The organism is Pantoea sp. B9002, from assembly GCF_013385945.1.
Classification (GTDB): Bacteria; Pseudomonadota; Gammaproteobacteria; order Enterobacterales; family Enterobacteriaceae; genus Pantoea.
Window position 1 is genome coordinate 210,014 of record NZ_JACAPA010000002.1, and the last position, 15,124, is coordinate 225,137.

Below are 15,124 nucleotides of genomic sequence, written 5' to 3' on the forward strand. Positions count from 1 at the left end.
ACTGATGTTGTTACAGGCGCTAGCGTCATTTGGACGTCAGGGAATTAATACCTGTGCCGCTTTTGGCCGCGCAGGCCTCATGCTATTTCATGCGCTGGTGGGTAAGCCGGCATTTCGTCGCCATGCGCCGCTGCTGGTAAAACAACTGTATAGCGTGGGCGTGTTATCGTTGCTGATCATCGTGGTATCCGGCCTGTTTATTGGCATGGTGCTGGGCCTGCAAGGCTATCTGGTGCTCACCACGTACAATGCTGAAACCAGCCTTGGCATGCTGGTGGCGCTCTCGCTGCTGCGTGAGCTCGGTCCGGTCGTCACGGCACTACTGTTTGCAGGCCGTGCAGGTTCAGCGTTAACCGCCGAAATCGGGCTGATGAAAGCCACTGAACAGCTCTCCAGCATGGAGATGATGGCCGTCGATCCGCTTCGTCGCGTGGTATCACCGCGCTTCTGGGCCGGTTTTATCAGCATGCCGTTGCTGGCGCTGATCTTTACCGCCGTCGGTATTGCTGGTGGCGCGTTGGTTGGCGTGAGCTGGAAAGGGATCGATCCCGGTTTCTTCTGGTCGGCGATGCAGAACGCGGTAGATTTCCGCACTGACGTCGTTAACTGCATGATCAAAAGCGCAGTCTTTGCCGTCACGGTAACCTGGATTGCGCTATTTAATGGCTATGATGCTATCCCGACTTCGGAAGGGATCAGTCGTGCGACAACGCGTACCGTGGTGCATGCTTCATTGGCGGTACTCGGTTTGGATTTTGTGCTGACAGCACTGATGTTTGGGAATTGATGCAATGCAAAGCAAGAAAAACGAAATCTGGGTTGGCGTCTTCATGCTGGCTGCGCTGCTGGCGCTGTTATTCCTCGGCCTGCGCGTTGCCGATCTCAAAACTATCGGCACCGAACCGACGTGGAAGATGTATGCCACCTTCGATAATATTGGCGGACTGAAAGTCAGTTCTCCGGTAAAAATTGGCGGCGTGTTAATTGGCCGGGTTTCAGATATCGCGCTGGATGAGAAAACCCTCTCACCGCGTGTGACCATGGATATCAGCGATAAATACGCGGATAAAATCCCCGACACCAGCTCATTAGCCATCCGCACTCAAGGCCTGCTCGGTGAGCAGTTCCTGGCGCTGAATTTAGGTTTTGACGATCCCGAGCTTGGCTCTTCAATGCTGAAAGATGGCGGCACGCTGCGTGACACCAAGTCGGCGCTGGTGCTGGAAGACCTGATCGGTCAATTCCTCTATAAGAGCGGCGATAACAAATCTGACGACAAATCCCAGGGTGCGGAGAGCGCACCAGCAGCACCTGCAACAACGGAATAACCTACGAGGTAAAACATGATGTTTAAACGTTTACTGATGATTGCCCTGTTGGCAATTGCACCGCTGGCAGCCAACGCCGCAGCGGACCAAACTAATCCTTACAAGCTGATGAACGAAGCGGCGGATAAGACCTTTACCCGCCTGAAAAACGAACAGCCGAAGATTAAGCAGGATCCGAACTATCTGCGCCAAGTGGTGCGTCAGGAACTGATGCCATACGTGCAGGTAAAATATGCCGGTGCGTTGGTTCTTGGTCGCTATTATCGCGATGCGACACCGGCGCAACGTGATGCCTACTTTGCCGCTTTCGGTGATTATCTGGCGCAGGCTTACGGCCAGGCGCTGGCGCTCTACAACGGTCAAACCTACCAGATTCAGCCGGAGCAGCCGATTGGCGATGCCAATATCGTGGCGATTCGCGTCACCATTATCGATCCGAACGGGCGTCCGCCCGTGCGCCTCGATTTCCAGTGGCGTAAGAACAGCCAAACCGGCAACTGGCAGGCGTATGACATGGTGGCCGAAGGCATCAGCATGATCACCACCAAACAGAATGAGTGGGGCGATCTGCTGCGCACCAAAGGCATTGATGGCCTGACGGCTCAGCTGAAAACCTATGCCGCACAGCCGATCACCCTGGATAAAAAGCAATAATGAGTGAACCGTTACGCTGGCAGCGCACTGCCAGCACGCTGGCCTTAAGCGGCAAATTGGATCGTGATACTTTGCTAACCTTGTGGCAGGAACGTGACACTGCGGTGGCGGATATCACCACCATTGATGTCGCCGGGCTGGAAAGGGTGGATTCAGCGGGATTGGCGCTGCTGGTGCATCTGCGTGAAATTGCGCGTGCTCAAGGCAGCGCACCACTTTTCTCTGGGATCTCCGATAAACTCCAGTCACTGATCACGCTGTATAACCTGCAGCAGATTATTGTTTCTGCGGAAAAAATCGCCTGATCTGCGGATGTCGATGCTAAGCCCCTGATTTTTTCAGGGGCTTTTGCGTATTTAAGAGTCAGGCGCTTTCCTCTAAGATGTCTGCCTTATTATTATTAAGCGAAGTAACGAGCGATGGAAAATAGTGAAGTTCAGGCCGTGCTGATGCAGGCGCTGGCATTAGAAGAAGTACACGTACTCAGCAACGATGGCAGCCATTTTCAGGTCATCGCGGTGGGCGAAATGTTCGGCGAACTGAGCCGCGTGAAGAAGCAGCAGGCTGTGTACGCGCCGCTGATGGAATATATTGCGGATAACCGTATTCATGCGGTTTCCATCAAAACTTATACCCCAGCCGAGTGGGCGCGCGACCGTAAACTCAACGGTTTCTAAGTGCCTCACCGGTTGTTTTGTTGATAGATAATTGAGAGCCGTGTTAATGGACAAATTTCGTGTGCAAGGCCCCACCCGTTTAAGTGGTGAAGTGACCATTTCCGGGGCGAAGAATGCTGCGTTGCCGATTCTGTTTGCTGCGCTGCTGGCTGAAGAGCCGGTAGAGATTCAGAACGTACCGAAGCTGCGTGATATCGATACCACCATGAAGCTGCTGAATCTGCTGGGTGCGCGCGTTGAGCGCAATGGTTCGGTCCACGTTGATGCTCGCGAAGTTAATGTTTTCAGTGCGCCATACGATTTAGTGAAAACCATGCGTGCTTCGATCTGGGCGCTGGGTCCGCTGGTGGCGCGTTTTGGTCAGGGACAGGTTTCACTGCCAGGCGGCTGCGCTATCGGTGCGCGTCCGGTCGATCTGCACATTACTGGCCTGGAACAGCTGGGTGCGGAAATTAAGCTGGAAGAGGGCTACGTTAAAGCTTCTGTTAATGGCCGCCTGAAAGGCGCGCATATCGTGATGGATAAAGTGTCTGTCGGCGCTACCGTTACCATCATGAGCGCGGCTACGCTGGCCACTGGCATCACCATCATTGAGAACGCCGCGCGTGAGCCGGAGATTGTCGATACGGCAAACTTCCTCAACACGCTGGGTGCGAAAATCACCGGCGCGGGCACAGACAAAATCACCATTGAAGGTGTTGAGCGTCTGGGCGGCGGCGTTTATCGCGTGCTGCCAGATCGTATCGAAACCGGTACTTTCCTGGTCGCAGCAGCGATTTCACGTGGCAAAGTTGTTTGCCACAACACGAAGCCAGATACGCTGGATGCCGTGTTGTCTAAATTGCGTGAGGCTGGTGCAGAGATCGAAGTGGGCGAAGATTGGATTAGCCTGGATATGCACGGTAAGCGTCCAAAAGCGGTGAATATCCGCACCGCGCCACATCCTGGCTTCCCTACTGACATGCAGGCGCAGTTCACGCTGCTGAACCTGGTGGCAGAAGGAACCGGTGTGATTACCGAAACCATCTTCGAAAACCGCTTCATGCATATCCCTGAGCTGATTCGTATGGGCGCGCATGCGGAAATCGAAAGCAACACGGCGATTTGTCATGGCGTTGAAACCTTGTCGGGTGCGCAGGTGATGGCTACCGATCTGCGTGCATCAGCGAGTCTGGTGCTGGCGGGTTGTATTGCTGAAGGCACCACGATAGTGGATCGCATCTATCACATCGACCGTGGCTACGAGCACATCGAAGACAAGTTGAAAGCGATGGGTGCAAATATCGAGCGCGTAAGCGGCGAATAATTTCTGCTTTGCAGATCAAAAAAACCAGTCACGGCAACGCGGCTGGTTTTTTTTCATCTGTAATACAGTCAGATCTTTTTACGATCCTTCGGCGATCGTATGCACTTCTTGCGATCCAATAACTGGCCGGTAACAGGATCGTAATATCGGCTTGGCCAGATATCTGCCGGATGAACCTTGATCGCATTGGCGATTAGCCACTCACCTTTGGGCCAGGGACGCGACAGCGCATTGGCCAGCGTTGAGGAGCTGAGCCCTGATTCGCGTGACAGCGCTGCCAGTGATGTGCCTTTCTTACGTAATGCAGCAATGATATCTGCCGGGTGCCAATCCGCTTTCCTTGTGTACATAACTCTCTTCTCCGTGTCCGTGTTATTACTTCATCTCCGCTGCAAAAAGGCTCTCCCGTGGCAGAGATATCTGGAAAAATCCCGCATTTTTATAGCAAATGTTTCCTGTAATTTTCCAGTAAATGTTCGGCCGGCGCACGAAACTGCGTCGCTTTCCGCAAAAGCGATGCAAGAGATGTAAGTAAAAAGAGAGAAAAGTGAGGAAGGAAACGGGGCCAGAGAAGGCCCCGTTGAAATCAGAAGTCGCGCTGTACTGACATGTGCGCCAGCGCTTCGAGTGCGCTGCGCCACGGGCTTTCATGTAATTCCTGTAGTGCTGCGATGGCTTTATCCGCCTCTTCTTCAGCGCGTTTGCGCGTCCACTCCAGCGAGCCGGTTTGTTGCATTGCTGCCAGCACCGGTTCCAGCAGGTGACGACCGTTACCTTCTTCAATGGCTTTACGGATCATCTGCGCCTGCTCAGGCGTTCCGTTGTGCATCGCGTGCAGCAGCGGCAGCGTCGGTTTACCTTCGCTCAGGTCATCACCGGTATTTTTGCCCAGCGTTTCGCCATCCGCGCTGTAATCCAGCAAATCATCAATTAACTGGAAAGCGGTGCCAAGATAGCGACCATAATCCTGCAGCGCCTTTTCCTGCGCGGGCGTCGCCTCGGCTAAAATCGCCGACGCTTGCGAAGCGGCTTCGAACAGGCGGGCGGTTTTGCTGTAGATCACCCGCATGTAGCTCTCTTCCGTGATATCGGGATCGTTGCAGTTCATTAACTGCAGCACTTCCCCTTCGGCGATCACGTTGACCGCTTCCGACATCAGCGCAAGGATCTTTAAGGATCCCATGCTGGTCATCATCTGGAATGAGCGCGTATAGATAAAATCGCCCACCAGCACGCTAGCCGCATTACCGAACGCGGCGTTCGCGGTGGCTTTGCCACGGCGCATATCGGATTCATCCACCACATCATCGTGCAGCAGCGTCGCCGTATGGATAAATTCGATCAGCGCCGCATTGGTGATGTGCATCGATCCCTGATAATTCAGCGCGCGTGCCGACAGCACAGCGATCATCGGACGGATGCGTTTGCCCCCGCCGCTGATGATGTAATAGCCCAACTGGTTAATCAGTGAGACTTCTGAATTCAGCTGCTCGAGGATGGTCTGGTTGACGGCCGCCATGTCCTGCGCGGTTAATTCATTAATCTGTTCTAAGTTCATTCGTCTTTTCAGCTTTACTCGTTTTTTGCATGGTAAGCGCTTTACACAGCGTGAGTTCAGGTAATCTGTTACTGATTGTACTTGAAAAATCGGGTTGCGAAACGTTTGCATTCGCCTTGCGCTTTTTTTCTGCAAGAGAGTGCAAAGTGCTCTTGTCTTCTGCTGGAGTATTGCGTAGAATTCGCGCCCTATTGTGAATATTTATCGCGCCGCCTGATGAATAGAAAGGCACGCGCAGAAGCGGAGTTTTATATGTACGCGGTTTTCCAAAGTGGTGGTAAACAACACCGAGTAAGCGAAGGTCAGACCGTTCGCCTGGAAAAGCTGGACATCGCAACCGGTGAAACCATTGAGTTTGACCAGGTTCTGATGATCGCAAATGGCGAAGACGTGAAAATCGGCGCGCCACTGGTTTCAGGCGGTGTGATCAAGGCAGAAGTTGTTGCTCACGGTCGTGGCGAGAAAATTAAGATCGTTAAGTTTCGTCGTCGTAAACACTACCGTAAGCAAGCTGGTCACCGTCAGTGGTTCACAGATGTGAAAATCACTGTGATCGGCGCGTAAGAGGAGATCTGACAAATGGCACATAAGAAGGCTGGTGGCTCGACCCGTAACGGTCGCGACTCCAACGCAAAACGTCTGGGTGTAAAACGTTTCGGTGGCGAATCTGTTCTGGCAGGTAGCATCATCGTTCGTCAGCGTGGCACCAAATTCCACGCAGGTAGCAACGTAGGTTGTGGTCGTGACCACACCCTGTTTGCCACCGCAGACGGCAAAGTAAAATTCGAGATTAAAGGCCCGAACAACCGTAAATATATCAGCATCGTTGCTGAGTAAGGTTGTCGTGCTGCAGACGTCTAACGTCTGAATACACGAATGAAAGGCCCCGCAGCTTTGCGGGGCTTTTTACATTCTGCTACTGAGCTTGCTGGATAACAGTTACGCTTTAGCACAGTTGTTGTACAATTTATGTACTCCTGGCTTTGCCAGTCTTGTATTATCCGCCGTCGGTCAGCGCAGAAGACCCTGGCGGACCCGTTTGCGGCCTGCAAGCTGCCGTGAACGACAGCGTGACGGAGAAATAAAATGAAGTTTGTAGATGAAGCGACGATCCTTGCGGTCGCGGGTGATGGCGGCAACGGTTGCGTAAGCTTCCGCCGTGAAAAATATATTCCAAGAGGCGGCCCGGATGGCGGCGACGGCGGCGACGGCGGCGACGTATATCTGTTGGCGGATGAAAACCTCAACACCCTGATCGATTATCGCTTTGAAAAGTCTTTCCGTGCCGAACGTGGCCAGAATGGCCAAAGCCGTGATTGCACCGGTAAACGTGGTAAAGACATCATCGTTAAAGTGCCCGTTGGTACCCGCGTGATTGACCAGGGTACCGGCGAAACGCTGGGCGACATGACGCGTCATGAGCAGAAGCTGATGGTGGCGAAAGGCGGCTGGCATGGCCTTGGTAACACGCGCTTTAAATCCTCAGTTAACCGTTCCCCGCGTCAAAAAACTATGGGAACACCGGGCGAGAAGCGTGACCTGCAACTGGAACTGATGCTGCTGGCTGACGTTGGTATGTTGGGTCTGCCGAATGCCGGTAAATCGACCTTTATTCGCTCGGTATCCGCAGCGAAACCCAAAGTCGCGGATTATCCGTTTACTACGCTGGTGCCAAGCCTTGGCGTGGTGCGTATGGACAACGAAAAGAGCTTTGTTGTCGCCGACATTCCTGGCCTGATTGAAGGCGCAGCGGATGGCGCAGGTCTGGGTATTCGCTTCCTGAAGCACCTTGAGCGTTGTCGCGTTCTGTTACACCTCATCGACATCGCGCCAATCGACGAATCTGATCCGGTTGAAAACGCCCGCATCATTCTTGGCGAACTGGAAAAATACAGCGATAAGCTGTTCCAGAAGCCGCGCTGGTTGGTGTTTAACAAGACTGACCTGCTGAGCCGTGAAGAAGCGGAAAGCCGTGCTAAGGCGATTGCAGAAGCGCTGGGTTGGGAAGATAAGTACTACCTGATCTCTGCCGCGAGCCGCGATGGCGTGACCGACCTGTGCTGGGATGTGATGAGCTTTATCATCGAGAATCCTAAAGAAGCTGAGCTGGAAGAGAAGCAACCAGAGAAAGTGGCCTTCATGTGGGATGATTATCACCGTGAAGCCATGGAAACAGCGCAGGAAGTGGAAGAAGACGACGATTGGGATGACGACTGGGACGAAGAAGACGACGAAGGCGTCGAAATCATTTACCAGCGTTAATCGCACAAAAAAAGCGGCCTGAAGGCCGCTTTTTTTATGTCTTAACCCAACACCGCCACCGTCAATCTCGAGGTGCAGCACAGTTGGTCGCGGGCATTGCGAATCTCAATCTGCCAGCTCTGATTGCGTGCCCCCAAGTGCAGCGGGCGGCAAATACCGCGCACTTCACCGCTGCTCACCGCGCGATGGTGGCTGGCGCTCACCTCAATCCCCACCACGCTTTTGCCTTCTTCGATGCTGAGATAACCGGCGATCGATCCCATCGACTCCGCCAGCACCACAGAGGCGCCGCCGTGTAGCAGGCCAAACGGCTGCTGCGTGCGGGCATCCACCGGCATGGTGGCTTCGAGATAATCTTCACCGATGGTGGTAAACACAATGCCGACGTGTGCCACCAGCGAGTTCTCACCCATCTTATTCAGCGTTTCAACATCGACCGAACGTTTCCAGATTGCCATAACTTAGGATCCCAGCGTTGCGCCACCGTCGACCACAATATCCTGCAGCACCACGTGGCTGGCAAGATCCGACGCGAGGAACATCACGTTAGCGACGATCTCCTGCGGTTTAGCGATCTTACGCAGCGGGATCCCCAGTTTGTACTGATCCGGGAAACCATTGATCATCTCCTGCTCGGCTTCTGGCGTATGCCACAGGCTGCGTTGCATATCGGTATCGGTGGAACCCGGAGAAACGATATTGCAGCGCACGCCGTAAGGTGCCATCTCTAAACCCACGGTCAGACACAGACTGCGCAGCGCAGCTTTGGAGGCGCCATAAGCGGACATGCCAAGACGCGGCGCATGTGCCGCATTGGAGGCGATAGTCACAATCGCGCCCGCACGCTGCTGGCGAAACACCGGCAAGGTTTGCTGGAACATGTTGAACGCGCCACCAGCATTCACCGCCAGACACGCCTGCCAATCGTCGAACGACAGTTCATCGGTGCTGCCAATACGCAGGATGCCAGCACCGTTCACCAGCACATCGAGACGTGGCTGATCTGCCAGCAAACGCTGACAAACCGCCTTTACCTCGGCAGCATTCGCCACATCCAGCACCTGCGTGGCGAAGGGATAGTCGGCCTGATCGAAACGCAAATCGAAGCCGGTCACCTGGGCGCCGGCCTGATGGAAGCTCAGTGCGGTGTGATAACCAATGCCTTTGCCTGCGCCGGTTACCCAGACGATCTTCCCGCTGAAATCAAAAGTGGCACTCATTTGGCAGGCACCCGTGACAGCAGCGCCCACCAACCGTTAATGGTGGGATTTTTTGCCAGGCTGACAAAATCGATATCGCTATGCACCTGACGCCAGCGCGCCGCCAGCGCCATCACGCGTACTGAATCCAGACCGTAATCGATCAGGTTCTCGTCATCTGCAGGCACATCGTCATCTTCCAGCAGCGGCAGAATAAGCGCACGCAGATCGTCCTTGCTCAACGGCAGCGGCATCAGATCGGCGGTCATCACCACTTTACCGCTGCGACCTGCGGTGTAAGTCAGCGCCATCATGTGCTCTTCGCGCGTGAAGTCAGCCAGCGCATCCGCCACCATGAACGGCTGGATATTACGCATAAAGGCATCAGTCGCGGTGGTCAGGCAACCGATGTGCGCGTACACACCGGTGATGATCAGCTGATCGCGGCCCATCTCCTGCAGGATTGATTCCAGCGGTGAGCGCACGAAGGCGCTGTAACGCCATTTGGTCAGTACCTGATCGTCCTGATCCGGTGCCAGCGCATCAACGATCTTCTGCTGATCCGGATGTTTGTTCAGGCCCGGTCCCCACATGTCGTTAAGCAGCGCGCGATCGGCATCGCTCTGCTCGTTCGGCTGAGCGGTATAGAACACCGGAATGCCCTGCGCTTTGCAGTAAGCGCGCAGGCGAGCGATGTTTTCCACCACCTGATTAACCAGCGGACTGTTTTCGCCCCAGAAATTGAGGAAGTAAGCCTGCATATCGTGAATCAGCAGCGCGGCACGCTGAGGTTCCACCGCCCACTTTACTTTGTTGGTTGGCAGTTCAGTCGCTGCGGGCAGCGCGTAAGAGTTCAGTTTTGGAATAGCCATTACAATCTCCGGAACAGGTCAGGCGTGCGCTTGTTGGTCGGCAAGCTGTTGGCGTAAACGTTTTTTATCCACCTTGCCGACAGGCGTCAGCGGCAGGGCATCTACGCAGGTAATACGGTCAGGTAATTTGAACTCGGCCACGCCCAGTTCACGCAGGTGACGACGCAGCGCCACCGCTTTGATCGGTTGGCTGGCAACGATAAAGGCGCAGCTCTTTTCACCCATCAGTTCGTCATTCATCGATACCAGCGCAGCGTGGATCACATCCGGATGGCGCTGCAGCAGGTTTTCGATCTCTTCCGCGGCGATCTTCTCGCCACCGCGATTGATCTGATCCTTTTCGCGCCCTTGCACGGTGATGTAGCCCTGCGCGTCGATCTCAATCAGATCGCCTGAACAGTAAAAACCGTTGGCATCGAAGCTGGCGGCGTTATGTTCCGGGCTCTTGTAGTAGCCACGGAAGGTGTATGGGCCGCGCGTCATCAGGCGGCCGATGGTGCCAGTTGGCAGCGCGTTGCCGTGTTCATCGGCAACCCACACTTCGTCGTCTTCAGAGATCGGGCGGCCTTGCGTGGTGAGAATGATGTTCTCATCGTCGCCAAAGCGCGTGTAGTTCACCAGACCTTCGGCCATGCCGAACACCTGCTGCAGCTGACAGCCAATTTCACGCTGAATACGTGCCGCCAGGGTTTCGCCCAGCTTGGCGCCGCCCACCTGAATGCGCTGCAGCGAAGCCAGCTGTTTATTGCTGCCCCATTCCTGAATCGCCTGTAGCCACAAACTCACCGCCGGCGGCACCAAACCGGTATCGGTGACCTGATGCTTCTCAATCAGCGGGAAACAGAGCGTGGCGCTGGGATCGGCAGCCAAAATCACCTGACCACCGGCATAAAACACGCCGAGCGAACCTGGTGAGCTCATGGCAAAGTTATGCGGCGCGGGCAGGGCGATGAGATAGCGCGTATCGGCGGTCACTGCGCAGATCTCATCACTGGCGCGAATGCTGTAGTAATAGTCGTTGTGGGTGCGCGGAATCAGCTTCGGCGTGCCGGTGCTGCCGCCGGAGAGCTGGAAAAACGCCACTTCATCGGCGGCGGTTGGCGTGGCGACGAAATCACCCGCGGCTTCCGCCATCAGCGCTTCCAGCGTGTTTTCCGGCTGGTTGTCATTACGCAGAATTACCTGCTGCAGCGAAGGCTGCGCGGCGCACAGTGCGTTGATAAAGCTATCGTCAGCAAACAGCGCGTGAGTGCGATCAGCAATCAGCAGCTTAGGTTCGATCTGCGCCGCATAGGCGTTCAGTTCGGTGCGCTGATGGCTAAACAGCGCGAATACCGACGCCACGCCGAGCTTAAACAGCGCAAATACCGTGACATAAAAATCGGCCACGTTGCCAAGCTGCACCAGCGCAGTATCGCCGTTTTGCAGGCCACGACGCTGCAGCGCGGCGGCCAGGTTGCTGCTCAGCACATCCATTTCGCGATAGCTGATCTGACGATCGCCATCAATCACCGCAATGGCATCGTTATGCTGCTGACGCGCCAAAATATCGGTCATCGGCACATCCAGCCAGTAGCCTTTTTCGCGGTAGCGCGCAGCCAGATCGTCCGGCCAGCGAGTATAGGGAATGCTCATGCTCTTTCCTTTATTGCAGTCCAAAGGCGCGCAGCATGGTATCCAGCTTCACGCCGGTTTCACGCCACTCTGATTCAGGTTGGGAGTCGGCAACGATGCCCGCGCCGGCAAACAGGCGCACACGCGTGCCGTGCACGGTGCCACAGCGGATGGTGACCACCCATTCGCCATTGCCTTCGCTGTCGCACCAGCCGACGATGCCGCCAAACAGTTGGCGATCAAAAGGTTCCAGCTGCTGAATGAGCTGCTGTGCGCGCTGATGCGGGAAGCCGCTCAATGCTGGCGTGGGATGCAACAGGCAAGCCAGCGACAGCGCATTTTCGCGCTCATCCTGCACTTCACCGTCAATTTGCGTGGCGAGATGCCACAGCGTGGCGGTGGTGATCAGCGATGGGATAGTTGGCACCGACAGCAAACGGCTGCGCGCTTGCAGCGTGTCACGCATCGCATCCGTTACCAGTTTGTGTTCATGACGATCTTTGTCTGATCCCATCAGCGATTCACCGGCCAGGCGATCCAGCTGCGCATCGTGATGATCGCGGCGCGCCGATCCGGCCAGCGGACAAGAGCTAAAATCGCGCCCCTGTTTGCGCAGCATCAGCTCCGGACTGGCGCCAATCAGCGCACCGCCTTGCGGCAGCGGCAGATGGAAATGGTAGCTGTTGGGGTTCTGCGCAATCACGCGCTGCATCAGCGCTGCGGTATCAACCGGCTGTTCGGTAACGATATCCATCAGACGCGACAGCACCACTTTATCCAGATCGCCGCGCTGCGTGGCCGCCACCGCATCTGCCACCATCGTGGTAAACACATCGTGATCCGGCACTGCGGTGCGACGCCGCACCTGCGGCAGATCGCTGACATTTTCCGGCAGCGCGTTTTGCAGGTCAGCGCGATTAAACGTTTGATAGGATTCAGGAATAAACAGCGCAGCGGGCTGGCTGACGTCAAACGGGATCGCCCCGACCAGAATCGGATTGTCGATGCCCTGTTTTTTCGCCGCGGCAAAATGCTGACGCAGCTGTTGTTGGAAATCACCGTCCAGCGACGCGGCGTCATCTACCGGCGCGGTAATGGTGGTATAGCATCCTTGCGTTGCCAAACTACGCCACGGCGAGGTAAAGAGGAAACCACGGCTTAGCGCGGAATAATCCTTCAGCCAGGCATTTTCAAACGTGGAAGATTCCACCATAATTTTCACCTATAAATGATAAGATTATTAAGAATGATTATCATTTTTATTATGGGCCTGTAACCTACGTCGATTGGGCAAAAGTGTCAATCCATTCGCGGGATTTCAGCTGCGTTTAGACGTAATCAGGCGCTGACGCTAAGCAGGGCAATATGCTAAAAAGTGGACCAAAACTTATGAATAAATGCGGTTTTTGGGGCATTGCAGCCCTTATATGTGTTTTCCAGATTTTCACCAGCGTCGCCCATGCCGAACAAGGTTGGCCGCGCACCGTTCAGGGTGCCAACGGATCGATCACGCTCAATCACGCGCCGCAGCGCATTGTCTCGACCAGCGTCACGCTGACCGGATCGCTGCTGGCCATTGATGCACCCGTCATTGCTTCCGGCGCGACAGCGCCGAACAGTCGTCTGGCCGACGATCAGGGTTTTTTCCGCCAGTGGAGCGATGTTGCTAAAAAGCAGCATCTTCAACGTCTGTACATCGGTGAACCGAATGCCGAAGCGGTTGCCGCCCAAGCGCCGGATCTGATCATCGTTAGCGCCACCGGCAACGATTCTGCCATCAAGCTTGCCGAACAGTTTTCGGCTATCGCACCAACGCTGGTGGTCAATTACGACGACAAAAGCTGGCAGGATGTCGTCACGCAGTTAGGCCAGGCGACCGGGCATGAAGCGCAGGCGGCGCAGCGCATTAAAGCTTTCGACGATCGTGAAGCGGCGCTGAAAAAAGCCATCACGCTGCCACCGCAGCCGGTCTCCGCAATGGTGTGGAACGGCGGCGGACGCGCGGTCAATGTGTGGACCGCAGCTTCGGCGCAGGGCAAGCTGCTGGAACAACTTGGCTTTACCCTGGCGACGCCACCGGCGACGGTTGAGCAGGGACACAGCATGGGACAGCGCAAAGACATCATTCAGCTGTCGGGCGAAAACGTTGCCAGCGGCCTGACCGGTAAAACCTTCCTGCTGTTCGCCGCTGACGATAAAACCACGCAATCGGTGCTGAGCAATCCGTTCCTCGCGCAAAACGCGGCGGTGCAAAACAAGCAGGTTTACGAGCTGGGCGTTGATTCATTCCGCCTCGATTACTACAGCGCCAGCAATCTGCTGGCGCGTCTGGAAAAGCTGTTCGTTAAATCATGATGCCTGTTCCGCCAGCTCTGGTGCTGGCGGATGGTAACGACGTAAACGGCCCATCACCAACCACATCACGATGCCGAGCAGCGCCGCCGCAAAGCCAAATACCGCGGCGGCCTGTGGTGGCAGCAACCATGAACCCATCGCGCCAATTACCGCTGCACCAATCGCATCGCCGGTCACGTTCTGTGCGGTCCACAAGCCGTTGATGCGGCCCAACAGATGATCTGGCGTTAATGCCTGAATCATCGCGTACTGTACCAGGCTGTTGATGGCGCTGAAGTAACCGAAAGCGACTAAACAGGCTAACGCCAGCGGCAGATTCGGCATCAGGCTAAACAATCCCAGCGCGACAAACGCCGCAATCGCACTGCCGAGCACCAGCTGTCCGGGATGCGCGGCGTGTTTCAGTTTACCGCTGGTGAACGCGCCGATCGCTGCGCCGAGCGGCACGGCGGCATACATCAGGCCAAGCTGGTCAGCGCTCACTGACCAATGCGGCGCGAGTGACGGATAAAGCACGCGCACCGCGCTGGCCAGCGTGACCAATGCGCCAATCAGCGCCACCATGCCGACAATCGGACTGGCGAAAAGAAACTGCACGCCAGCGGCGAGGGATTTCAGCGGATGTTCACGCGGCTGCGGCGGAGGCGGCAAGGTCGGCAGTTTCAGCAGCGTTAACACGGTAAGTAAGGTGCCAAAGGCAGCGAGTGCGTAGTTCCACGTCACGCCGCCGTGGGCAATCACCAAACCGGCAATCGCGGGCGATAAAATCGAGCCGAAGCGCACCGTCAACATGGTGATAGCGCCCGCCTGCATAATGTTTTCCCTGCCGACCAGCGCGGGCGTCGCCGCCAGCAGCGCGGTAACGCCAATCGCGCCGAAAAAGCCATCCCAGAAACCCAGCAGATAAACCGCGATCAAAGAGGGTTCCGGTAGCGCGGCGTTGATGGCCAGCGCGATAAAACCTAAGCCGCAGGTCGATCGGGCAAACAAAATCAGCTTTTTGCGTTCATGGCGATCTGCCAAAACGCCGCCGGTGAGCAGGCCGATAAACATGCCGGCAGCGGCCAGCGTCACCGCCAAGCCCACCAGCAGCGGTGAATGGGTCATGTGCTGAATCTGTACCGGCACCGCCACGGCGAGCATGCCGAGCGCGACAATCGAGATAAAACGCGCGATAAACACCGCGCGAAAAGCCGGATGGGTTTTCAGCAGCGAGAGATCGATAAAGTGGGAAGATTTGTTCATGTGTTCGCCTTATTGCACCAATTTTCCTCATCGTCCGCGAGGCGAGTCATGGTA

Annotated in this window: 18 protein-coding genes; 10 read left to right on the plus strand and 8 right to left on the minus strand. The window is 55.6% G+C overall.

Features of this window, described 5'->3' with window-relative positions:
- Nucleotides 1–4 precede the first annotated feature (4 nt).
- The 6 genes from mlaE (at nt 5) to murA (ending at nt 3,965) form a co-directional block, all read left to right on the plus strand.
- The gene (gene mlaE, locus HX773_RS01650; protein ID WP_007886633.1) at nt 5–787 is read left to right on the plus strand and encodes a lipid asymmetry maintenance ABC transporter permease subunit MlaE; all 783 of its coding nucleotides are present in this window, start codon (nt 5–7) and stop codon (nt 785–787) included.
- Nucleotides 788–791: 4 nt separating this feature from the next.
- The gene (mlaD, locus tag HX773_RS01655) at nt 792–1,328 is read left to right on the plus strand and encodes an outer membrane lipid asymmetry maintenance protein MlaD (RefSeq protein ID WP_176970166.1); all 537 of its coding nucleotides are present in this window, start codon (nt 792–794) and stop codon (nt 1,326–1,328) included.
- 18 nt (nt 1,329–1,346) lie between these two features.
- Nucleotides 1,347–1,982, plus strand: a complete 636-nt coding sequence (gene mlaC, locus HX773_RS01660; RefSeq protein WP_176970167.1) for a phospholipid-binding protein MlaC — start codon at nt 1,347–1,349, stop codon at nt 1,980–1,982.
- Nucleotides 1,982–2,287, plus strand: a complete 306-nt coding sequence (mlaB, locus tag HX773_RS01665) for a lipid asymmetry maintenance protein MlaB (RefSeq protein WP_008104353.1) — start codon at nt 1,982–1,984, stop codon at nt 2,285–2,287. Before mlaC ends, mlaB begins: the two co-directional genes overlap by 1 nt.
- A 114-nt stretch (nt 2,288–2,401) precedes the next feature.
- Nucleotides 2,402–2,659, plus strand: a complete 258-nt coding sequence (gene ibaG, locus HX773_RS01670) for a BolA family iron metabolism protein IbaG (RefSeq protein ID WP_008104351.1) — start codon at nt 2,402–2,404, stop codon at nt 2,657–2,659.
- A gap of 46 nt (nt 2,660–2,705) precedes the next feature.
- Nucleotides 2,706–3,965 carry a UDP-N-acetylglucosamine 1-carboxyvinyltransferase gene (gene murA, locus HX773_RS01675; RefSeq protein ID WP_110868080.1) on the plus strand — a complete coding sequence of 420 codons (1,260 nt, stop codon included), beginning with the start codon at nt 2,706–2,708 and terminating at the stop codon, nt 3,963–3,965.
- Nucleotides 3,966–4,033: 68 nt separating this feature from the next.
- Here murA and HX773_RS01680 read toward each other — a convergent pair whose 3' ends face one another.
- Both HX773_RS01680 and ispB read right to left on the minus strand, forming a co-directional pair.
- A complete protein-coding gene (locus tag HX773_RS01680; protein ID WP_101762273.1) occupies nt 4,034–4,315 on the minus strand; it encodes a helix-turn-helix domain-containing protein in 282 nt (93 codons plus the stop codon).
- Nucleotides 4,316–4,551: 236 nt separating this feature from the next.
- Nucleotides 4,552–5,523, minus strand: coding sequence for an octaprenyl diphosphate synthase (gene ispB, locus HX773_RS01685; RefSeq protein WP_176970168.1), 972 nt, complete (start codon nt 5,521–5,523; stop codon nt 4,552–4,554).
- A 252-nt stretch (nt 5,524–5,775) separates the two neighbouring features.
- Between ispB and rplU the strand changes: the two genes are divergently transcribed.
- The 3 genes from rplU to cgtA all read left to right on the plus strand — a co-directional run bounded on the left by rplU (nt 5,776) and on the right by cgtA (nt 7,785).
- The gene (rplU, locus tag HX773_RS01690) at nt 5,776–6,087 is read left to right on the plus strand and encodes a 50S ribosomal protein L21 (protein ID WP_007886644.1); all 312 of its coding nucleotides are present in this window, start codon (nt 5,776–5,778) and stop codon (nt 6,085–6,087) included.
- A gap of 15 nt (nt 6,088–6,102) precedes the next feature.
- The gene (rpmA, locus tag HX773_RS01695; protein ID WP_007886647.1) at nt 6,103–6,360 is read left to right on the plus strand and encodes a 50S ribosomal protein L27; all 258 of its coding nucleotides are present in this window, start codon (nt 6,103–6,105) and stop codon (nt 6,358–6,360) included.
- Between the two features lie 249 nt (nt 6,361–6,609).
- Nucleotides 6,610–7,785 (plus strand): Obg family GTPase CgtA, encoded by a 1,176-nt coding sequence (gene cgtA / locus HX773_RS01700; protein WP_176970169.1) that lies wholly within the window; start codon nt 6,610–6,612, stop codon nt 7,783–7,785.
- A 41-nt stretch (nt 7,786–7,826) separates the two neighbouring features.
- Here cgtA and HX773_RS01705 read toward each other — a convergent pair whose 3' ends face one another.
- The 5 genes from HX773_RS01705 to HX773_RS01725 are packed head-to-tail and all read right to left on the minus strand — an operon-like array spanning nt 7,827 to nt 12,683.
- Nucleotides 7,827–8,243, minus strand: a complete 417-nt coding sequence (locus HX773_RS01705) for a hotdog fold thioesterase (RefSeq protein WP_176970170.1) — start codon at nt 8,241–8,243, stop codon at nt 7,827–7,829.
- A 3-nt stretch (nt 8,244–8,246) separates the two neighbouring features.
- On the minus strand, nt 8,247–9,005 hold the full coding sequence (dhbA, locus tag HX773_RS01710; RefSeq protein ID WP_176970171.1) for a 2,3-dihydro-2,3-dihydroxybenzoate dehydrogenase: 759 nt from the start codon (nt 9,003–9,005) through the stop codon (nt 8,247–8,249).
- Nucleotides 9,002–9,856, minus strand: a complete 855-nt coding sequence (locus tag HX773_RS01715) for an isochorismatase (RefSeq protein ID WP_176970172.1) — start codon at nt 9,854–9,856, stop codon at nt 9,002–9,004. Before HX773_RS01715 ends, dhbA begins: the two co-directional genes overlap by 4 nt.
- 18 nt (nt 9,857–9,874) lie before the next feature.
- Complete coding sequence (locus tag HX773_RS01720) at nt 9,875–11,491, minus strand: (2,3-dihydroxybenzoyl)adenylate synthase (RefSeq protein WP_176970173.1); 1,617 nt, start codon at nt 11,489–11,491, stop codon at nt 9,875–9,877.
- Between the two features lie 10 nt (nt 11,492–11,501).
- Nucleotides 11,502–12,683, minus strand: coding sequence for an isochorismate synthase (locus tag HX773_RS01725; protein ID WP_176970174.1), 1,182 nt, complete (start codon nt 12,681–12,683; stop codon nt 11,502–11,504).
- A gap of 176 nt (nt 12,684–12,859) precedes the next feature.
- Between HX773_RS01725 and fepB the strand changes: the two genes are divergently transcribed.
- Nucleotides 12,860–13,825 carry a Fe2+-enterobactin ABC transporter substrate-binding protein gene (fepB, locus tag HX773_RS01730; RefSeq protein ID WP_176970175.1) on the plus strand — a complete coding sequence of 322 codons (966 nt, stop codon included), beginning with the start codon at nt 12,860–12,862 and terminating at the stop codon, nt 13,823–13,825.
- Here the strand turns inward: fepB and entS are convergent.
- On the minus strand, nt 13,820–15,070 hold the full coding sequence (gene entS, locus HX773_RS01735; protein ID WP_176970176.1) for an enterobactin transporter EntS: 1,251 nt from the start codon (nt 15,068–15,070) through the stop codon (nt 13,820–13,822). The genes fepB and entS overlap by 6 nt on opposite strands.
- Between the last annotated feature and the right edge of the window lie 54 nt (nt 15,071–15,124).